Source organism: Massilia sp. SYSU DXS3249, from assembly GCF_053668055.1.
In genome coordinates, this window is sequence record NZ_JBSIPX010000005.1 from 133,034 (window position 1) to 154,167 (window position 21,134).

The 21,134-nt window shown below is 68.0% G+C and carries 15 protein-coding genes; 6 read left to right on the forward strand and 9 right to left on the reverse strand.

The annotated features are described in order from the left end of the window. Nucleotides 1-354: 354 nt before the first annotated feature. Both ACWCIA_RS08300 and ACWCIA_RS08305 read right to left on the reverse strand, forming a co-directional pair. Nucleotides 355-1,530: a CmpA/NrtA family ABC transporter substrate-binding protein gene (locus ACWCIA_RS08300; protein WP_454162255.1), complete on the reverse strand. Its 1,176-nt coding sequence runs from the start codon at nt 1,528-1,530 to the stop codon at nt 355-357. A 22-nt stretch (nt 1,531-1,552) separates the two neighbouring features. After that, complete coding sequence (locus tag ACWCIA_RS08305) at nt 1,553-2,179, reverse strand: ANTAR domain-containing response regulator (RefSeq protein WP_454162257.1); 627 nt, start codon at nt 2,177-2,179, stop codon at nt 1,553-1,555. Nucleotides 2,180-2,336: 157 nt separating this feature from the next. On the opposite strand from ACWCIA_RS08305, the gene ACWCIA_RS08310 reads away from it, so the two are divergent. The 3 genes from ACWCIA_RS08310 to ACWCIA_RS08320 all read left to right on the forward strand — a co-directional run bounded on the left by ACWCIA_RS08310 (nt 2,337) and on the right by ACWCIA_RS08320 (nt 8,937). Beyond that, nucleotides 2,337-4,697: a prolyl oligopeptidase family serine peptidase gene (locus ACWCIA_RS08310; RefSeq protein ID WP_454162259.1), complete on the forward strand. Its 2,361-nt coding sequence runs from the start codon at nt 2,337-2,339 to the stop codon at nt 4,695-4,697. Nucleotides 4,698-4,777: 80 nt separating this feature from the next. Further along, nucleotides 4,778-7,093, forward strand: a complete 2,316-nt coding sequence (locus ACWCIA_RS08315) for an RIFT barrel domain-containing protein (RefSeq protein ID WP_454162260.1) — start codon at nt 4,778-4,780, stop codon at nt 7,091-7,093. 308 nt (nt 7,094-7,401) lie between these two features. Next, nucleotides 7,402-8,937 (forward strand): vWA domain-containing protein, encoded by a 1,536-nt coding sequence (locus ACWCIA_RS08320; protein WP_454162262.1) that lies wholly within the window; start codon nt 7,402-7,404, stop codon nt 8,935-8,937. Nucleotides 8,938-9,185: 248 nt separating this feature from the next. Here the strand turns inward: ACWCIA_RS08320 and ACWCIA_RS08325 are convergent, their stop codons facing one another. Further along, a complete protein-coding gene (locus tag ACWCIA_RS08325) occupies nt 9,186-10,421 on the reverse strand; it encodes a M20/M25/M40 family metallo-hydrolase (RefSeq protein ID WP_454162264.1) in 1,236 nt (411 codons plus the stop codon). Next, a complete protein-coding gene (locus ACWCIA_RS08330) occupies nt 10,418-11,650 on the reverse strand; it encodes a urate hydroxylase PuuD (RefSeq protein WP_454162265.1) in 1,233 nt (410 codons plus the stop codon). The genes ACWCIA_RS08325 and ACWCIA_RS08330 overlap by 4 nt, the downstream gene beginning before the upstream one ends. A 121-nt stretch (nt 11,651-11,771) precedes the next feature. Between ACWCIA_RS08330 and ACWCIA_RS08335 the strand changes: the two genes are divergently transcribed. From ACWCIA_RS08335 to ACWCIA_RS08345, 3 genes are all read left to right on the forward strand, one after another. Beyond that, nucleotides 11,772-12,707, forward strand: a complete 936-nt coding sequence (locus tag ACWCIA_RS08335) for a LysR substrate-binding domain-containing protein (protein ID WP_454162267.1) — start codon at nt 11,772-11,774, stop codon at nt 12,705-12,707. Between the two features lie 96 nt (nt 12,708-12,803). Further along, nucleotides 12,804-14,549: an allantoate amidohydrolase gene (locus tag ACWCIA_RS08340; protein WP_454162268.1), complete on the forward strand. Its 1,746-nt coding sequence runs from the start codon at nt 12,804-12,806 to the stop codon at nt 14,547-14,549. A gap of 29 nt (nt 14,550-14,578) precedes the next feature. Next, complete coding sequence (locus ACWCIA_RS08345; RefSeq protein WP_454162270.1) at nt 14,579-15,049, forward strand: GNAT family N-acetyltransferase; 471 nt, start codon at nt 14,579-14,581, stop codon at nt 15,047-15,049. Nucleotides 15,050-15,352: 303 nt separating this feature from the next. Here the strand turns inward: ACWCIA_RS08345 and ACWCIA_RS08350 are convergent, their stop codons facing one another. The 5 genes from ACWCIA_RS08350 to ACWCIA_RS08370 form a co-directional block, all read right to left on the reverse strand. Beyond that, nucleotides 15,353-16,240, reverse strand: a complete 888-nt coding sequence (locus ACWCIA_RS08350; protein ID WP_454162272.1) for a DMT family transporter — start codon at nt 16,238-16,240, stop codon at nt 15,353-15,355. Nucleotides 16,241-16,393: 153 nt separating this feature from the next. Then, on the reverse strand, nt 16,394-16,723 hold the full coding sequence (locus tag ACWCIA_RS08355) for a hypothetical protein (protein WP_454162274.1): 330 nt from the start codon (nt 16,721-16,723) through the stop codon (nt 16,394-16,396). 73 nt (nt 16,724-16,796) lie between these two features. Beyond that, nucleotides 16,797-18,038: a Zn-dependent hydrolase gene (locus tag ACWCIA_RS08360; protein ID WP_454162276.1), complete on the reverse strand. Its 1,242-nt coding sequence runs from the start codon at nt 18,036-18,038 to the stop codon at nt 16,797-16,799. Between the two features lie 122 nt (nt 18,039-18,160). Further along, the gene (gene hydA, locus ACWCIA_RS08365) at nt 18,161-19,540 is read right to left on the reverse strand and encodes a dihydropyrimidinase (RefSeq protein WP_454162278.1); all 1,380 of its coding nucleotides are present in this window, start codon (nt 19,538-19,540) and stop codon (nt 18,161-18,163) included. 18 nt (nt 19,541-19,558) lie between these two features. Further along, complete coding sequence (locus ACWCIA_RS08370) at nt 19,559-21,061, reverse strand: NCS1 family nucleobase:cation symporter-1 (RefSeq protein WP_454162280.1); 1,503 nt, start codon at nt 21,059-21,061, stop codon at nt 19,559-19,561. Nucleotides 21,062-21,134 lie beyond the last annotated feature (73 nt).

Genomic DNA, 21,134 nt, shown 5'->3' on the forward strand with positions numbered 1-21,134 from the left:
GGGCGCCGGCCCGTCATTGGGCCGGCAAAATGTGAAGGGATCGCCGTTGATCCTGATGGGGATAAGTGCAAGAGGTGTGCCAGCGAGGATGCGGGGCGCATGCTGTGGAAGTGCTGGCAGTACGCTCTATTGCGGTGCACCATGCGCGGAAATGATGCGGATTTGCGCACTGCGATGGTCCGGCGGCGTTCGAGCGTGACCCGTAGGGGTGATTGAGGCCGGGGGCCTCAACCACGGGTTCACCGCGCGGCTCTGCCGCTCACGCGTTCAACCAGTACGTGCGCGACCACGTCATGTAAAAAATATGGAAGACGCGCGCATCAGTTGAACGCGTGAGCGGGGAACCCGCCCACCCTACGCTTCCTGGGTGTGCGTGTCGCGCTTGTGAATCGCAAACGCCGCCGCATACCCCGCCGGATCGCTCCCATCCCACACCTTCCCGTCCATCAGCCTGCTGCTGCGCATGAGCCTCGAAGGCGCCTCCACGCCCACCAGCGCGGCCGCTTCGCGGTACAGGCCGACCTGGTTCACGCCACGCGCCACGGCGAGGTAATCCGGATCCTCGCGCAGCAGCCCCCAGCGCCGCTGCTGGGTCAGGAACCACATGCCGTCCGACAGCCAGGGGAAGGTCGCCTCGCCGTCGCCGAAGAAGCGCAGGTCTGGTACCCCGGTGCGCTGCGGCAGCAGGCAGCCGCGCAGCAGGTCGGTGCGCGTGTTGGTCCAGGCGGGGCTGGCGAGCACTTCGGCGGCGACCTCGCGGTTGGTGGGCGAGGCGTCGAGCCAGCGCGCCGCCTCGAGCAGGCAGGCTACCAGCGCGCGGCAGGTGTGCGGGTGGCGCGCCACGAAGTCGGCGCGGGCGCCGAGGGCCTTGCCCGGGTGATCGGGCCAGACTTCGCCGCTGTGCGCCGCCAGCACGCCGCTGGCCTCGACCACGGCGCGCCGGCTCCAGGGCTCGCCGGCGCAGAAGCCGTCCATGTGGCCGGCCTCCAGGTTGGCTGCCATCTGCGCCGGCGGCACCGTGACCAGGGCGGCGTTGCGCACCGGGTCGATGCCGGCGGCGGCCAGCCAGTAGCACAGCCACATCGCATGGTTCCCGGTCGGGAAGGTGTGGGCGAAGGTGTAGCGGCGCGGCTCGTTGCGCATCAGCGCGGCCAGGGTCGCGCCATCCTTGACGCCGGCGGCCGCCAGCGCCCGCGACAGCACGATCGCCTGGCCGTTCTGATTCAGGTTCATCAGCACCGCCATGTCGCGCGGCGCGCTACCGACGCCCATCTGCAGGCCGTAGAGCAGTCCGTAGAGCGCCTGCGCGGCATCGAGCTTGCCGCTGGTCAGGCCGTCGCGCATGGCCGACCAGGAATGCTGCTTTTCCAGCACCAGGCGCAGGCCGTAGTGTTCGTCGAAGCCGAGCACGGAGGCCATCACCAGCGGCGCGCAATCGGCAAGCGGCATGAAGCCGATCCGCAGCGCCGTCTTTTCCGGACGATCCGATCCCGCCGCGTAGGGCCCCTGCACGCCTTCGATCCCTGCCATGTCTTCCTCCCCCCCGCCGGGCCTAGCCCAGCAAATCCTCGACGTCGAGGATGCGCTGCGCGATCTCGGCCAGTCTCAGGTTCTTGTTCATCGCCATGCTGCGCAGGCGTCCGTAGGCTTCCTCCTCGCTGAGCCGGTAGCGCGCCATCAGCAGGCCCTTGGCGCGGTCGAGCACCTTGCGCTCGAGGAGCTTCTGGCGCGTGTCGGCCAGCTCGCCGAGCAGCTTCTGTTCGCGCCGGAAGCGCGCCAGCGCGACCTCAAGCACCGGCCGCACGCGTTCGGCGCGCAGCCCGGCCACGATATAGGCCGACACCCCCGCCTCGACCGCCGCCTCCATGCTCGCCGCGCGGTCGTCCTCGGTGAAGAGCACGATGGGCCGGCGCGCATCGCGGGTAGCGATCACGATGTGCTCCAGCACGTCCCGGGCGTCCGATTCGCTGTCGATGATGATCAGGTCCGGCTGCAGCTGGGCGATGCGCTCGGGCAGGTGGATGTCCGGCGGCAGCGAGGCGACGATGTCGTGGCCCGACTCGAGCAGCCCGGCCCGCAGCGCCGCGCCGCGCCGGGCCTGGTCGGCGTCGTCCGCATGCGGACCGCCGTTGTCGATGACGACGATGCGCAGGGTGCGTGGTGGGTCGGTTGGATGCATACAGCTGGCAATGCAAGAAGCGGGCCACGCGTGAACCGGCCCTTGCCCAGCCCAAGTTTATTGCCGTGTAAATACCCCCGCGGCATGATGGCTGAGCTAGAATGCATTCGCATTTTTTCTAGCCAGAAAGCTATCCCTTTCACCAACAGATACCACGATGCGACTTCCTGCCCTGACTTTCCTCGGCGTCCTGACTGCGCTGGCCTCGCTGCCCGCGGCGGCGGCCCCTACCCCGATTACCCTCGACCAGGCCATGGCCCACCCGGACTGGATCGGCAATCCCGTCGAACAGGCATGGTGGGGCTGGAACGGTAAAGACGTCTACTTCAAGCAGAAGCGCACCGGCTCGCAGCTGCGCGACACGTTCGTCGCCACCAAAGGCGGACCACGCAAAGTAGCGGACGCCGAACTGACAAAGCTCGACAGCCCCTTCGTGGTCTATGACCGCAAGCACACGCGCGCCATCCTGGTGCGCAATGGCGACCTGTTCGAGCGCGACCTGAAAAGCGGCGCCCTGGTCCAGGTCACGCGCGGCGTAAAGGCGGAGTCCGCGCAATTCTCGAGCGACGAGCGCGCCGTGCAGTTCCGCGTCGGCCACGACTGGTTCAGCTGGGACCGCAACAGCCGGCTGCAGTCGCCCCTCGCGCTGCCGCGCGCCGCGAAAGACCCGGCCGCGCCCGAAGCGGACGCGCTGCGCGACATGCAGCTGCGCCTGTTCTCCACGCTCAAGCGCGCCAAAGACGACCGCGACGCGGCGCGTGCCCGTACCGAAGAAGAACGCCGTGCCGACCCGACCCGCGCACCGGCCCCGGTCTACCTGGGCGACAAGCTCACCATCGAAGGCAGCGCCCTGTCTCCCGACGGACGCTGGCTGGCCGTGGTCACCGCCGCCAAGGGCGGCGAGAAGGGCCGCGCCAGCAAGATGCCGCGCTACGTGACCGAATCGGGCTACGAAGAGACGGACGAGGAGCGCACCCGCGTCGGCCGCAACAACCCGGCCCCGCATGCGCTCAAGCTGATCGACCTGGCGACCGGCAAGGTGCAGGACGTCCCGTTCGACAACCTGCCCGGCATCGCCGTCGACCCGCTGGCGCAGCTGCGCGCCGCGGCCAAGCAGGCGCCGTTGAAGGGCAACCGCCCGCTGCGCATCGCCGACCGCCTCGATGCCGTGCGCTGGACCACGGACGGCAAGCAGGCCGCCGTGATGCTGCGCGCCGTCGACAACAAGGACCGCTGGATCGCCACCATCGACCTGGCCGCGGCCAAGCTGAAGCCGGCGCACCGCGTCAGCGACGAAGCCTGGGTCAACTACGACAACAGCGAGTTCGGCTGGCTGCCGGACAACCGCACACTGTGGTACCTGTCGGAAGAAAGCGGCTACGCCCACCTGTACGCGCAGGACGCCAACGGCCAGGCGCGCGCCCTCACCAGCGGCAAGTGGGAAGCCGGCGACGTGCAGTGGAGCTTCGACGGCTCCACCGCCTACCTGCTCTGCAACCGCAAGAACCCAGGCACCTATGAAGTGTGCGCGGTGAACGCGAAGGACGGCGCCACCCGCGAGGTGACCGGCCTGGAAGGCGTCGAACGCTTCGTGTTGTCGCCGGACGAGCGCAAGCTGCTGGTGCACTACTCGAGCAGCTACATGCCGGCCCAGCTGGCCACCGTCGCCGTCGGCGGCGGCGCCGTTGCGAAGCTGACGGACACCCGCACGCTTGAGTACAAGGCGCGCACCTGGATCCAGCCCGAGTACGTGGCCGTGCCCTCGAGCGACGGCGGCGACCCGGTGTGGTCCAAGCTGTACCGTCCGGCGAAGATGGAGCCGGGTAAAAAATACCCGGTCGTGATGTTCGTCCACGGCGCCGGCTACCTGCAGAACACGACCAAGCGCTTCCCGGTCTACTTCCGCGAGCAGATGTTCCACAACCTGCTGGTCGAGAAGGGCTACGTCGTGCTCGACATGGACTACCGCGCCTCGAAGGGCTATGGCCGCAACTGGCGCACCGCCATCTACCGCCAGATGGGCCACCCGGAACTGGTCGACTACCAGGACGGCGTGAAGTACATGGTGGCGAACCACCAGGGCGACGCCGCCAACGTCGGTATCTACGGCGGCAGCTACGGCGGCTTCATGACCTTCATGGCGCTGATGCGCGCGCCGGAGATGTTCAAGTCGGGCGCGGCCCTGCGTCCGGTGACCGACTGGACCAGCTACAACCACGAGTACACCGCCAACATCCTGAACACGCCGGACATCGACCCGCAGGCCTATAAAATCTCGTCGCCGATCGAATACGCTGACAAGCTGCAGGGGCACCTCCTGATCGCGCACGGCATGGTCGACGACAACGTGTTCTACCAGGACTCGGTACGCATGGCGCAGCGCCTGATCGAGCTGAAAAAGGATAACTGGGAACTGGCCAGCTACCCGCTCGAACGCCACGCCTACACCCAGCCGGAAAGCTGGTTCGACCAGTACCGCCGGATCTACAAGCTGTTCGAGCGTACCCTGAAACAGTAAGACGGACAGTCAAGCGAGCGCCCTTCGGGGCGCTTTTTGTTTTACTGTGCACTCAACCGTATTCATTACCGATCGACCGCATGCACCCAGCTTTCATCCGCACTCCCCTCCTTCTCTCGCTGATCGCCCTCGCCGCCGCCAACGTGCAGGCGCAGGACCGGAAAACCGCCGGCGACGATCCCGGCTTCGTCGGCCTGCCCACCACGGGCAAGATCGATTCGAGCCGCGTGCTGACCGAGCGCCACGGCCCGCAGCCGCAGGAGCCTGCCGCCAGGGAGCCGGCCGAGGCAAGGTCGAAGCCGCGCAAGACGAACGACGACGACGATGACGACGCGCCGCGCAAGCGCGCGTCCCGGCCTGCGCCGGACGACGACCGGCCGCCGGCCAGGAACGCCTTCGCGATTCCGTCCGGCGGCATCACCGGCGTCGTAGTCGAGAGCACGGGGCGCGGCGAGCAATCGAAGGTGCCCGTGACCTTCGGCCAGGTGTTCGCTCCGGGCGACGTCGCGCGCGGCACGGCGCTGGCGGCCAAGCTGGCCGACGGCACGCTGCTGCCGCTGCAGATGGACGTCAAGGCCTCGCATCCCGACGGCTCGGTGCGCCATGCGGTGCTGTCGACCCTGCTGCCGCGGCTGGCGGGCAAGGACGTCGGCATCGCGCTGGTGAAGGCGCCGAAAAAAGCGGAGGACGCGGGGCCGGCCAAACCGGGCCAGGACGTCGACGCACAGGTCAGCATCACGGTCGACGGCGAGCGCTATACCGCTTCGAGCGATGCGCTGTTCATGGCGCAGAACCGGGCCCAGAAGGCGCAGGTGTGGCTGCATGGCCCGGTCGTGACCGAGCTGCAGGTGGCAAGCCCGCTGCGCAATGCGAAGGGCGCCGAACACCCGCACCTGGCGGCGCGCTTCGCGGTGCGCTGGTATGGCGCAGCGAAGAAGGCGCGGGTCGACGTCGTGGTCGAGAACAACTGGGCGTATGAACCCGACCCGCGTAACATCACGTATGACGTCGAACTCTCGGTGGGCGGCAGGCAGGTCTATGCGAAGCAGGGCTTCACCCACTGGCACCATGCGCGCTGGCGCACGCTGGCCTGGACTGGCGAGGCGCCGGCGCTGCACCTGCGTCACGATCCGGGCTACCTGATCGCAACGCGCGCCGTGCCGAACTACGACCGCTCGGTCCCGGTATCGGGCGCGGCCTTGTCGGAGCTGAGCGCGAAATGGAACGGCCCCGCATCCGAGCCGATGGGGGTGGGCGTCGCGGCGCGCGCGATGCCGACGACGGGCGGACGTCCCGACATCGGCCTGCTGCCGGGCTGGGCCACCATGTACCTGCTCAGCATGGACGCGCGCGCCAAGGAGATCACGCTGGGCACGGCCAACTTGGCCGGCAGCTGGCCGATCCACTACCGCGACAAGCGCACCGGCCTGCCCATCAGCCTGATCGACTATCCGTACATGACCCTGCTCGGCCAGCGCACCGACACCCGCAACCCGAAGACCGGCAAGCAGGAAGCCTTCCCGCCCTGCCCGAAAGAGCTGTGCAAGACGCCCAACATCCCGGACGTCGCGCACCAGCCGGGCTTCGTCTACCTGCCCTACCTCGTCACGGGCGACCATTACTACCTGGAAGAGCTGCAGTTCTGGGCAATGTACAACGTGTTTTCCTCGAACCCGGGCTACCGCAAGAACATCCGCGGCCTGCTGGCGCCACACCAGGTGCGCGGCCAGGCCTGGGGCCTGCGCACCCTGGGGCAGGCTGCCTACATTACGCCGGACGGCCATCCGCTCAAGCGCCACCTGACGACCATCCTCGACAGTAACCTCGACTGGTACAACGCCGAGTACAGCGCCAACCCGGCCGCCAACAAGCTCGGCATCATCGTCAACGGCCCGGCCGTCGTCTACAGGGGCAAGACCAGCGTGGCGCCCTGGCAGGACGACTTCTTCACCGCCAGCGTGGGCCATGTGGCCGAACTCGGCTTCAAGGAGGCCGAAGCCCTGCTGAAGTACAAGGCGCGCTTCCCGATCGGGCGCATGGTCGACGCCGGCGCCTGCTGGATGACGGCGGCCAACTATACCTATACGGTGCGCAGCGGACCGACGGCGCCAATCTTCGACAACTTCGCACAGGCCTACAGCGCCACCGTCGGTCCCGAGGCCGCCGCCCTGCCCTGCGGCAGCGACCAGCTTGCCGCCGCCACCAAACGCAAGCCGGGCGACATGGGCGGCTATTCGGCGGTGGCCACCGGCTTCCCGTCGAACATGCAGCCTGCCCTGGCCTATGCGGCGGGCGCGGGCGGCGAGGCCGGGCGCAAGGCCTGGGCGCTGTTCATGGCGCGCAGCATCAAGCCCGATTACGGCAAAGGGCCGCAGTTCTCGATCCTGCCGCGCTGAGGCTGCTCGATGTGCATGGAATAAACGTTTACAACATGTAACTGCCGTTGCATTACCAATGTTACTGTAGCACCTTGTACGAAGAATAACTCCTACAAGGTGATGTCATGAATCGGTTCCCCGGCACGCTACCTGCCCTGGCGGCTGTTTCCCTCCTGCTGGCTGCGTGCAGTACGGCGCCGGACCCTGCACCCGTCGCTGCGCTAACGCCCGCGCAGCCGGTCGCGGCTGTCGCGGCGATTGCGGTTGCCCCGCCTCCGCCTGCGCCGCCGGCGCCGCCGCTGGCACATCGGGCGCAGCAGCGGGTCATGGTGACCGGTTCCACGATCCAGTCCTTCCACAGCTACGCGCCGATCGCGGGCGTCCCGAATTATTCGGTGATGCCCCTCCCGGGCTTCACGCTGGACATGAACAAGTTCCCCGACAAGGCGGCCAACGGGGTGGTGCTGGTCGAGGACCAGCCCGTTTCCACCTTCAGTTCCGACGTCGACACGGCGTCCTACGCCTATGTGCGGCGCCAGCTGGGCGCCGGCCGCATGCCGCCGCCGGCGGCGGTACGGGTCGAGGAGATGGTGAATTACTTCCCCTACCAGTACGCCCGCCCGGCGAGCCGCGCGCAACCGTTCGCGGTGACGACCGAGGTGATGCCGAGCCCGTGGAAAGCCGGGAACCAATTGCTGCACATCGCCGTGCGCGGGTTCGACCTGGATGCCGACACACGCCCGCCGATGAACGTGGTGCTGCTGGTGGACGTGTCGGGTTCGATGGGACCGCAGGACCGCCTGCCCCTGCTCAAGCAGGGCTTCCGCCTGTTCGCCGAGCAGCTGCGCCCACAGGACCGGGTCGCCATCATCACCTATGCCAGCGGCACCGCGGTGGCGCTCGAACCCACCACGGGCAAGGACAAGGACAAGATCGTCGCCGCCATCGACGCCCTGGGCGCGGGCGGCGGGACGGCCGGCGGCGCGGGCCTGGAGCGCGCCTATGCGCTGGCCGAGCGCCACTTCGATGCCAAGGCGGTGAACCGCGTCATCCTGGCGACCGACGGTGACTTCAACGTCGGCATCACGGACCCGCGCCAGCTCGAGCAGTTCGTCGCCGGTAAACGCAAGAGCGGCGTCTACCTATCGGTCTTCGGCGTCGGCAGCGGCAACCTGAACGATGCCCTGATCCAGCGCCTGACCCAGTCGGGCAACGGCAACACGGCCTACATCGACTCGCTGCTGGAGGCGCGCAAGGCCCTGCAGCAGGAACTGGGCTCGACCATGTTCCCGATCGCGAACGACGTCAAGATGCAGGTCGAGTTCAATCCCGGCCAGGTGGCCGCCTACCGCCTGATCGGCTACGAGACCCGCATGCTGAACCGCCAGGACTTCAAGGACGACAAGGTCGACGCCGGCGACATGGGCGCCGGGCACACCGTCACCGCGATCTACGAGATCACGCCCGCGGCGGCGGCCGGCACGCTGACCGACCCGCTGCGCTATGGCGAGGGCAAGAAGGCGACGGCCGGCGCCAGGAACGGTGAGCTGTGTTTCGTCCGGGTGCGCTACAAGCTGCCGGGAGAGGCAAAGAGCCGCCTGGTCGAGCGTCCCGTGCTGGCGAAGGCGGCGCGTTCGACGCTGGACGCGGTGCCATTCGACCAGCGCTTCGCCGTCGCCGTCGCCGCCTTCGGCCAGCGCCTGCGCGGCGAACAGCACGTCGCCGATTATCCGCTGGCCGACATCGCCGAGCTGGCCAACGCGGCGCGCGGCGCCGATACCGAGGGTTACCGCGCCGAATTCGTCAAGCTGGTGCGGATGGCGGAATCGCTGGGCAAGGCGGGGCAAGCGGGACAGCCGTAAGCATGCGGCAGGACGTGGTGAACGGAGCCCGCGTCCTGTCGGTCAGGCGATAAGCGTGCAGCAGGACGTAGGGTGTGCGGCTATACCCGACGGTGAGCGTTCACGCTGCGCATACGCCGCCCACGCGTTCAACGAACAGCGGATCATCCGCGGAAGATCCCCGGCCGGTTGAACGCGTGGGCGGCATCCGAGCAGCGTAGATGCCCTCCGCCGGGTATAGCCGCCCACCCTACGGTTCTCGACAGGGTTTACGCCGACAGTAGCTCCAGCAAGGTCAGCGCCACCACCTTGGTCGCCCTCCTCAAATCCTCCAGCGCCAGCCGCTCATCCGCCTTCTTCGCATTCGACTCCGGCACCGTGCGCGGCCCGGCGCCGTACATTACGGCCGGGATGCCGTGTTCGCCATACAGGCGCGCGTCCGCGTAGAGCGGCGTCCCGATCGCCGGGATGTCCTCGCCCAGCACCGTTTTCGCATGCCGCTGCAGGCTGGCCGCCAGCCTGTCCGAGCCGGGCAGCGGGCGCAGGGCCTGCGACAGCAGCAGGCGCCGGATCTCGACGCGGATGCCGGGCAGGCCGGCCGCCGCCTCTTCGATCAGGTCACGCACCCCCGCTTCGACCGCCACCGGGTCTTCTTCCGGGATCATGCGCCGGTCCATCTTGAGCACCACCTTGCCCGGCACGACATTGGTGTTGGTGCCGCCGTCGATGCGCCCGACCAGCATCGTCGGCGAGTCGATGCCAGGCACCCGCGACTTGATCTTCTTGAGCTCCGGCAGCTGGCCGTAGATCGCGTTCAGGATGCGCGTGGCCGCCTGCAGGGCGTCGTGTGCGGTCTCGGGCATGGCGCCGTGGCCGGCCTTGCCGTGCACCGTCACTTCCAGCTGCAGGCAGGCGTTGTGGGCGGTGACGATGCCGTAGCTGAAGCCGGCCGCGATGACCATGTCCGGCCTGGTCAGATTCTGTTCCAGCAGCCAGCCCGGCCCGAGCAGGCCGCCGAATTCCTCGTCGTAGGTGAAGTGCAGCTCGACGCCGCCCTTGAGCGGCGCCTGCAGGGCCTCGAGCGCGCGCACCGCGAAGATGTAGGTCGCGAAATCGCTTTTCGAGACCGCCGCGGCGCGCCCGTAGAGGAAGCCGTCCTCGATTTCGGCGCCATAGGGCGGCTTGGTCCAGCCCTCCCCCGGCGGCACCACGTCGCCGTGGGCGTTGAGCGCCACCGTCGGCCCGCCGGCGCCATAGGGCCTGCGCACGATCAGGTTGGTGATGCTTTCCATGCCGTAGTCGCGCACCGCCTGCTGCGGCACGGCGTGACGCTCGGCTTCCCAGCCGAAGGCCTCGACCATGCCTGCGACGGCCTCCGCATGCGGGGCGTTGTTGCCGGGCGGGGTGTCGGTCGGGATGCGCACCACCTGCTGGAGGAAGGCGACCTCCTCGTCGAAGTGGGCGTCGATCCAGTCCAGGAGCTGTTGTTGTGCGTGGGTCGTCATGGGTTCTTCCCGGTTTTGGCGCCGCCTTCGAACCAGGCGCCCACCTGCGCGCGTTCGGCGTCGGTCATGTGGGTGAGGTTCGCCAGCGGCATGGCTTTCAGTTGCACCGTCTGCTGGTAGATGCGCGCCGCGTGCTGGGCGATCTGCTCGGGCGAATCGAGCATCACGCCGGCCGGCGCGGTGGCGAAGCCGGGCTGGGTCGGCTGGGCCGCATGGCAGCTCACGCAGCGCTGGTCGACGATGGCTTGTACTTGGGTGAACTGGGCCATGTGATCGACTCCCGGCGCCGGCGCGACCGGTGCTTTGGGGGCGATCAGCACCGCCAGCACGGCCAGCACGGCCACGCCCGCGGCCGGGTACTTCCATTCGATACGGCCCTTGTGGCGCAGGTTGAAGAAGTGGCGGATCAGCACGCCCGCCGCCATCATCGCGGCCAGCACCGCCCAGGCATGCCGGTGGTTGTAGGTCATCGCATAGTGGTTGCTGATCATGAGGAAGAGCACCGGCAGCGTGAAGTAATTGTTGTGGACCGAGCGCTGCTTGGCCTTGATGCCGTAGCTGGGGTCCGGCTTCTGCCCGGCCATCATCGCGTTCACCATCTTGCGCTGGCCGGGAATGATGACGTGGGCGACGTTGGCGACCATGATGGTGCCGATCATCGCGCCGATGTGCAGGTAGGCCGCGCGGCCGCTGAGCAGGTGGGTGAGCACATAGCCCGCCCCCACCAGCAGGCCGAAGACGACGAGGCCGAAGGCGAGATCGTGTTTGCCGAGCGGCGACTTGCACAGCAGGTCGTACACCAGCCAGCCGGCCACCAGGCTGCCCAGGCCGATGCCGACCGCCTGCCAGCTCGAGAGCTCAAGCACGCTGCGGTCGACCATCATCGCCTGCGCGTTCAGGTAGTAGACGATGACGAGCAGCGCGAAGCCCGACAGCCAGGTCGAGTAGGCTTCCCATTTGAACCAGTGCAGTTCCTTCGGCAGTTCGGCCGGGGCCACCAGGTATTTTTGCGGATTGTAGAAGCCGCCGCCGTGCACCGCCCACAGCTCGCCGGCGACGCCCTTTTTCGCCAGCTCGGAGCCCGGCGGCGGCGGCTTGATCGTGTTGTCGAGCCAGACGAAATAGAAGGAGGCGCCGATCCAGGCAATGCCGGTGATGATGTGCAGCCAGCGCACGAGCAGGTTAAGCCATTCGAGGCCGTAGGGAGCCAGGTATCCGAACACGTCCATGCACAGTCCTTGTCACATTATTCCATCGAAGATAAACCGATTTCATTTTGTACAACATGAAAGATACCGTATATTCGACATACCCGTTCCGATATATGAAAACATACGCGCACGCACCGACATGGCCGCCCTGCCCCAGCACCTGGACCTGCACCTGATCCGCATCCTCTACCTGCTGCTGGTGGAGAAAAACGTCTCGCGCGTGGCGCTCAAGCTGAACCAGCCGCAGCCCTCGATCTCGGCCTCGCTGCGCAAACTGCGCGAGCTGACCGGCGACCCGCTGCTGGTGCGCGGCGCGCGCGGCATGGTGCCGACCCAGCACGGCGAGAGCCTGCTGAAACCCGCCAAGCGCATCCTCGACGAGACCGAGAGCCTGTTCGTCAAGAAGTCGCCCTTCGTGCCCGAGGAAGCGGCGCGCACCTTCCACATCGCCGCCCCGGACTACCTCGACACCCAGTTCCTCCCCAACGTGGTGGCCGCCGTGCGCCGCGGCTCGCCCAACAGCCGGGTCGCGATCCACGGCATGGGCGCCGGCGCCGACTACCTGCGCATGCTCTCCGACGGCGACATGGACCTGGTGATCGCCAACTGGGACGAGCCGCCCGCCCACCTGCACATCTCGAAACTGTTCGAGGACCCGATCGTGTGCACCATGCGCGCCGACAGCCCGTATGCGCGCAGGACCGACAGCGAGGCCATGACCATCGAAGACTATCTCGCCCTGCCCCACGTGGCGCCCTCGCAGACCCTGCCGGGCTACCACGGCGTGGTCGATTCCTTCCTCGCGCGCCAGGGGATGCAGCGCAAGATCGCGGTCGAGTCGCCCTATTTCGGGCTGATCCCCTACATGCTGACCCAGACCGACCTGGTGCTCACCACCGGCCGCCAGTTCATGCGCTTCTATGAAAAGACGCTGCCTCTGAAAACCTTCACGATGCCGCTGAAGTTTCCGCCGATGCGCTTCTACCAGCTCTGGCACCAGCGCGTGCACGGGTCGCCGGAACACAAGTGGCTGCGCGACCAGGTCAGCCAGGCTGCGCGGGCGCTGGTGAAGTAACTATATCCATCTGCTGAAGGGATGCATGGGGCCGGGCATATACCGGCGGCGCCCTGCAGGAGCTATCATCGAACGCTAAACCAGGGACGTTTGATCATGACCACGCTTGCCAGCCTGAACACGCTTGAACCCGCCGCCTTCGTCGCGGCGCTGAACGGCATTTACGAGCATTCGCCCTGGATTCCCGAACGGGCCGCCGGCATGCGTCCTTTCGCCAGCGTCGCCGCGCTCAAGCTCGCGCTGCAGGCAGCGGTCGACGAGGCCGGCGAGGACGAACGCCTGGCGCTCCTGCGCGCCCACCCCGAGCTGGCCGGCAAGGCGGCGATCGCCGGCGAACTGACTGCGGAATCGACCGGAGAGCAGGCCGCCTCGGGCCTGAACCTGTGCAGCCCCGAGGAATACGCTTGCCTGCACCAACTCAATGCCGACTACAACGCGAAGTTCGGCTTCCCCTTCATCCTGGCCGTCAAAGGGCCGACCGGGCGCGGCCTCACGCGCGGCGCCATCATCGAGACCTTTGCGCGGCGGCTCAAGAACGCGAGAACCGACGAGCTGGCCGAGGCCCTGCGCCAGGTGCATCGCATCGCCGAGATCCGCCTCAACGCCCTGCTCGGCATCACGCCGGCGCTCGGCGCGCAGGTGATGGACTGGTGCGAGGCCATCGGCGCCTGGAGCGATGCGGACTCCGGCCTTACCTGCGCCTACCTGACGCCGGCGCACCGCCGCACGGCGCAGCAGATCGCCAGCTGGATGACTGACGCCGGCATGGAGGCCCACATCGACGCGGTCGGCAACGTGGTCGGGCGCTATGCGGCGGCCGATCCGGACGCGAAAACGCTGATGACGGGCTCGCATTACGACACCGTGCGCAACGGCGGCAAGTACGACGGCCGGCTCGGCATCCTGCTGCCGGTCGCGGTCGTCGCCCAGCTGCATGCGCGCGGCGAGCGCCTGCCCTTCCATCTGGAGGTAGTCGGCTTCGCGGAAGAGGAAGGCGTGCGATTCCGCAGCACTTTCCTCGGCAGCAGCGCGATCACCGGCGGCTTCGACCCGGCGCTGCTGGACGCAGTGGACGGCGACGGCATATCGATGCGCGCGGCCCTCGAGGAAGCCGGCCATGACCCGGCGGCGATCGCTGCGCTGGCGCGCCGGCCCGAGGACCTGCTCGGCTTCGTCGAGGTCCACATCGAGCAGGGACCGGTGCTGCTCGAACGCGGCTTGCCGGTCGGGGTCGTGACGGCGATCGCAGGCAGCTCGCGCTACCTGGTCGAGCTGGCGGGCGTCGCCAGCCATGCCGGCACCACGCCGATGGGCATGCGGCGCGATGCCGCCGCCGCCGCCGCCGAGATCGTGCTGCTGGTCGAGGAGCGCTGCAGCGGCGTCCCGTCGCTGGTCGGCACCGTGGGCCAGCTCCAGGTGCCGGGCGGATCGGTGAACGTGATCCCCGGCGCCTGCACGCTCTCGCTCGACATCCGCGCGGCCAGCGATGCCGTGCGCCTGGCGGCCGTGGACGACATCCTGGCCGGAGTCAAGCAGATTTGCGCGCGGCGCGGCATCGAGGAAAAGCTGTGGAAGATCGTGGAAGCCGAAGCGGCGCCCTGCTCGCCGCGCCTGATGGACCTGCTCGGGGCGGCGGTCGAGCGCCAGGGCGTACCGCGCTTCGACCTGCTCTCCGGCGCCGGCCACGACGCGATGCAGATGGCGCAGCTCACCGAGGTGGCGATGCTGTTCACCCGCTGCGGCAACGGCGGCATCAGCCACAATCCACTGGAGACCATGACCGCCGACGACGCCGAACTGGCGGCGCAGGTGCTGCTCGATTTCCTGCGCAGCCTGGGCTGAATGCCGGCGCCGCGCACCGTGGGAGCGCCATGATTGCATTACGCCAGGCTGTGCCGGACGACATCGCGCTCTTGTGGGAGTTGAGGACGCGCGCGGTCGCGCACAGCTGCGCCGGCCACTACACGCCGCAGGTCCTCGCCGCCTGGCTGGCGTCGAGTGCACCGCCGGCACTGGAACGGCACATCAGCCATGGCGGCGGGCTGGTGGCCGTCGAAGAGGAAGTCATCCTCGGCTATGCCGTGCTCGATCCATTGACCGGCGAAGTCGACGCGGCCTTTGTCGATCCGCGTCAGCAGGGACGGGGCATCGGCCGGGTTCTGCTGGACGCGCTGGAAGGGAACGCCAGGGCGGGAGGCATTGAACGGTTGTTCCTGTCGGCGTCCCTGAATGCCGTTCCCTTTTACGAGCGCGCCGGCTTCGTTGCCTTGCGCGAGGAGCTGTATCCGCATCGTTCGGGGCTGGAGATTCCTTCGGTCTTCATGGAGAAAGTCCTGGGCTGAGATGGCTGCCGAAGGGATGTAGGGGTGATTGAGGCCCGTGGTCTCAATCACGGGGTCACCGGGCGCCTGTACCCGGGCGTATATTGACCCGCTGCGTTGGCGCCGCGCACGCGTTCAAGGAACCTTAAAACATCGCGACAGGTCACCGCCGGTTGAACGCGTGGAGTCAGGACTCCACCCTACGTGTACCGCGATTCGTAGGGTGGAGTCCTGACTCCACGCGTTTTGGAACCCCTGCACACCTGCACCCGGCTGGCTCACCCAAACGCGCTTGATTGACTGGCATTGGGCCATCAACCTCGATCAGCGCTTCGGCGCCGGCGTAGCGCGGTAGCGCAGCACCATGGCGATGCCGCCTAAAATCGCGACGGAGGCCACCACCAGCCGCAGTGTCAGCGCCTCCCCCAGCCACAACACCGCGCCGAGCGCGGCCAGCGGCGGGACCGACAGCTGCACGGTCGCCGCCCGCATCGCGCCCAGGCCACGCAGCGCCGCATACCAGAGCGCGTAGCCGACGCCCGAGGTCAGCGCACCGGAAACGACGGCAAGCAGGATGCCCGTCGCGTCGGCATGGGCCACGCCGGCGAACGGCAGCCAGAGCGCCACGGCCAGCGGCGCGGCGCACAGAAAATTGATGGCGGTGGCTCCCAGCGGATCGCTCGATCCGCGTCCGCGCAGCGAATACACGCCCCAGGCGACGCCGGCCAGCGCCATCAACAGCGTGCCGGCCAGGGGCGGCGCGGCGACACCCGGCAGCACGAGGTAGACGAGGCCGGCGAAGGCCAGGGCCAGCCCGATCCATCCCGGCAGCGGAAAGCGCTCGCCGGCGCGCAGCGCCACGCCGAACATGGTCAGCTGGACGGCGCCGAACAGCACCAGCGCGCCGGTGCCGGCCGGCAGGCTGACGTAGGCGAAGGAGAAGAAGGCGACATAGGCGAACAGCATCGCCGCCGCCCACCAGTCGCTTCGCACGGCAGGCCGTTCTCCTCGGCGCAGGCGGACGATCAGCGCCAGCGCCAGCGCGCCGGCCAGCACGCGCACGGCGCCGAAGCTGGCCGGGTCGATTCCGCCGCGCTGCAGGGCCAGCCGGCACAGGAGGGAATTCGCTGCAAACGCCAGCATGGCGGCAGCAGTAAGGGCCAGCGTGATGGCCGGACTGGGGGCAGGACTGGAGGCAGGACTGCGGTTCATGCGATCTCTCTTTTCGGATCACTGCGGCCGCGGCGACCGCTTTATCGGCCGACACGCATTCGGCCAGGCCGCATGTCCTTCGCGCCGCACTACGCGTCCGCCGTCAGCAGTGGCCGCTCCGTCGCCAACAACGCTGCCCGGGACAGCCCGCGATCAATCGAGCTCGGGCGACGGCTGGCGGCGCGCCGCAGCCCGGCTCCTGAGCCAGTCGCGCCCTCCGCGCTCGAGGGCGCGCTCGATCACCGCCGGCGGCAGGCTGTACACGGTCGCCCAGGTGGCGCGTCCGTCCACGGCGTTCGACGGGAAGCTGCTCGTTTCGATCGGCCAGTTGTATTTGCGTTTCAGCGTGCGCACGATGGCGGCCAGGGTGACGCGGCCGCGCAGCGGCTCGGCGCCGGTCTGGTCTTCGTTCGACAGCAGCACGGCCAGCACGGCGCCGCGCGCGGTCAGCGGGCCGGGATAGGTGGGAGATTTGCTCGGCATGGCGCCATTCTAGCCGCGTTTGCCCCCACTCATTGTTCAGGCGCGAACACAAGCGATCCCCCGGCCGGGAAGCTTAGTCCGCCACGCCTGCCCGCTCCAGCATCGCATGCAGCAGCACATTGCAGCCGGCCTCCAGGTGGGCCGGTTGCGCATCCTCGATCTCGTTGTGGCTGATGCCGTCCTTGCAGGGCACGAAGATCATGCCCGAGGGCGCCACCCGCGCCGTGTAGATGGCGTCGTGGCCGGCGCCGGAGACGACGTCCATCGTCGAGTAGCCCAGCTTGTCGGTGGCCGCGCGCACGGCGTTCACGCAGTCCGGATGGAAGGGGCATGGCGGATAATAGGAGACACGTTCGATCGCTATCCCCAAGCCCGTCTCGCTCCGCGTCTTCGCGACAAAGGCCAGCATCTCCTCGTGCATCGTGTTCAGCAGGTCATCGCTGACGTTACGCAGGTCGATGCTGAACTTGACCTGGCCGGGGATGACGTTGCGGCTGTTGGGGAAGACCTGCACCATGCCGACCGTGCCGCGCCCGTACGGCGGATAGCGGTTCGCGATCGCCACCGTCTCCTGCATGATGGTGGTGGCCACCTGCAGCGCGTCGCGGCGCAGGCCCATCGGCGTCGGGCCGGCGTGGGCTTCCATGCCGGTCACGATGCAGTCGTACCAGGACAGGCCCATCACCGCCGGCACCACGCCGATCACCTTGCCGGCGTCTTCCAGCACCGGTCCCTGCTCGATGTGGGCCTCGAAATAGGCGCCGATCGGATGGCGGCCGGGCTCTTCCTCGCCGAGGTAGCCGATGCGTTCCAGCTCTTCGCGCACGGTCTTGCCGTCGACGTCCTTGGCCGCATACGCGGTCTCGAGGCTGAAGGCGCCGCAGAACACGCCCGAACCCATCATCACCGGCACGAAGCGCGAGCCCTCCTCGTTGGTCCAGAACGCGACTTCGACTGGGGCCTCGGTCTCGATGCCGTGGTCGTTCAGGGTGCGCACCACTTCCAGGCCGGCCAGTACGCCGTAGTTGCCGTCGAACTTGCCGCCGGTGGGCTGGGTGTCGATGTGGCTGCCGGTGACGATCGGCGGCAAGGCGTTGTCGCGGCCGGGGCGGCGCATGAAGACGTTGCCGATCTTGTCGACCGTGACCGACATGCCGGCCTCCTTTGCCCAGCACACCACCAGGTCGCGGCCCTGGCGGTCGAGGTCGGTCAGGGTGAGGCGCTTGACGCCGCCTTTGTCGGTGGCGCCGATCTGGGCGAGTTCCATCAGGGAGTTCCACAGGCGTTGGCCGTTGATGCGCAGGGTGTCGGGCATGTTCTATTCTCCGGTGAGCGCTTGTTTTTGACCGTTCTTGTACAGGCGGCAGGCAAGCGTTGCTGCACGGCTGTTCTGAAGCTGGTTGAACGCGTGGGCGGGAGACCCGCCCACCCTACGGGTTACACGAACGCAGGCCGGTCGATGTGGCGGCCAGCGCCCTCTTCGGCACGCAGGTCGCCGCGTTCGAAGACGAGCTTGCCGGCGGCGACCGTGTGCGTCGGGATGCCGCGCACGGTGCGGCCCTCGAAGACGTTGAAGCCGCCTTTCGCGAACTGGGTTTTGCTTGAAATCGTGCGCGAGCCGTTCGGGTCCCAGACGACGATGTCGGCGTCGGCGCCGACGGCGATCACGCCCTTCCTCGGGTACATGTTGAAGATCTGGGCGGCGTTGGTCGAGGTGACGCGCACGAATTCGGACGGCGTCAGGGTGCCGGAGTTGACGCCGGCGTCCCAGACCACCGCCATCCGTTCCTCGACGCCGCCGCAGCCGTTCGGGATGCGCGTGAAGTCGTCCTTGCCGGCCGCCTTCTGCTCGGCGCAGAAGGTGCAGTGGTCGGTCGCGGTGGTGTGCAGGTTCCCGCCGCGCAGGCCCTGCCACAGCGCCTGCTGGTGGTGGCTGCTGCGAAACGGCGGGCTCATGACGTGGCCGCGCGCGAAATCCTCGTCCTCGCTCGCATACACGCTGTCGTCGATGACCAGGTGCCCGGCGAGCGCTTCGCCATACACGCGCTGGCCGCGGGCGCGGGCGCGCGCAATCGCATCGAGCGACTCGGCGCAGGACACGTGGACGATGTAGACCGGGGTACCGAGCACGTTGGCGATCGCGATCGCGCGGTTGGCCGCTTCCGCCTCTACTTCGGGCGGGCGCGACAGCGGATGGGCCTTTGCGCCGCGCACGCCGCGCCGGAGCAGGTCCTGCTGCAGCTGGTAGACCAGTTCGCCGTTCTCGGCGTGCACGGTCGGGATCGCGCCCAGCTCCAGCGCGCGGCTGAAGCTTTTGACCAGCGTCTCGTCGTCGGCCATGATCGCGTTCTTGTACGCCATGAAGTGCTTGAAACTGTTCACGCCATGCTCGCGCACCAGGGTGCCCATCTCGGCATGCACCGAATCGGCCCACCAGGTGACGGCCACGTGGAAGGTGTAGTCGCCCGCCGATTTCCGCACCCAGCCGCGCCAGGTCTGGTAGGCCTCGAGCAGCGACTGCTGCGGATCGGGAATCACGAAATCCATGATGGTCGTCGTGCCGCCCGCCAGGCCCGCCGCCGTGCCGGTATAGAAATCGTCCGCGGTGACGGTGCCCATGAAGGGCAGCTGCATGTGCGTATGGGTGTCGATCCCGCCCGGCATCACGTACTGCCCGCCGGCGTCGATGACGACGGCGTTCGCCGGCGCCTCCAGGTTCTCGCCGACGGCGACGATCTTGTCGCCGTAACAGAGCACGTCGCCGCGGAAGGCGCGGTCGGCGTTCACGATGGTGCCGCCACGGATGATCGTCGTCATGGACTCCCCTTTTGAGTTTTACATTGGATAGTTATTCGCGGTGCCGTTCACCGCCCCCCGCGCCGGCACCGTGCGGCCCCGCATCATCACGCCATACACGATGGCCGCGATGACGACGCCGACGAACCAGGCATAGGTATAGATCGTCTTGAAGGCCGGGCCGACGTCCGGGAAGGACGCGGGCAACGCGGCGTTCAGGAAGCCGGGGATGTTGGGCAGCACGCCGGCCGCGAAGGCGACCAGCGCGGCGACGTTCCAGCCGCCGCGGTAGGTGTACATGCCTTCGTCGCGGTACAGCTGGCCGACGTCGAGCCGGGTCTTGCGGATGAAGTAGTAGTCGATGATCATGATGCCGGCGATCGGCCCGAGCAGCGCCGAATACCCGGTCAGCCAGATGAAGATGTAGTTCTGCGTCGTCTCGAGGATCTTCCACGGCATCATCGCCAGTGCGATGCCCGCCGTGATGTAGCCGCCGGTGCGGTAGGAGATGCGCTTGGGCGACAGCGCGGAGAAATCGTAGGCCGGCCCGACCAGGTTGGCGGCCAGGTTGACGCTGGCGGTGTCGATCAGCAGGATCAGCAGCGCCACCAGCACGGCCACGCCCGTCATGCGGCTGGCCAGGTCGACCGGGTCCCACAGCGCCTTGCCGTACAGGACGATGGTGGCCGAGGTGACGGTGACCGCCAGCGCCGCGAGCAGGGCCATGGGCAGGGGCAGGCCGAGCGTCTGGCCGATGACCTGGTCGCGCTGGGATTTGGCGAAACGGGTGAAGTCGGGGATGTTCAGCGCCAGCGTGGCCCAGTAGCCGATCATGGCGGTCAGCGAAGGCCAGAACACGCTCCAGAACAGGCCGGCCTTGGGGCCGCCGGCGACGAATTGCGAAGGCTGGTCGAGCAGCGGGCCGAAGCCGCCGACCTTGTCGTAGACCCACCAGAGCAGCAGGAAGCAGATCGCGATCTTCAGGGGCGCGGTATAGGTCTCGAGCTTGCGGATCGATTCCATGCCGTGCACGATGAAGTACATCTGGATCGCCCAGAAGCCCACGAAGCAGGCCAGCTGGCCGCCGTTGATGCCCAGGCCCGGCAGGTTGTCGCCGCCGATCGGGGCGCCCAGCAGCACGCCGAGCAGCGTGTAGATCATGCTGCCGCCAAACCAGGTCTGGATGCCGTACCAGCCGCAGGCCACGACGGCGCGCATCAGGGCCGGCAGGCGCGCGCCGCGGGTGCCGAAGGAGGCGCGCGCCAGCACGGCGTAGGGAATGCCGTATTTGGTGCCGGCGTGCCCGATCAGGAGCATCGGCAGCAGCACGATCACGTTCGCGAGGAACACGGTGAGCACCGCCTGCCAGGCCGACATGCCGCTTTCGATCAGGCTGGCGGCGAGCATGTAGGCCGGGATGCTGATGACCATCCCCACCCAGAGGGCGCCGAAGTGGTACCAGCGCCAGGTGCGCTGCGCGGCGCTGGTGGGCGCCAGGTCGTCGTTCCAGAGTTCGGGGCTGGCAGTGTGGTGTTCCGTCACGGTAGGGCCTTTTCAATCGGGTTGCAGTGCAACCGAGTGTAGCGCAAACGTACTGACGGGCGCGGGCGGAAGC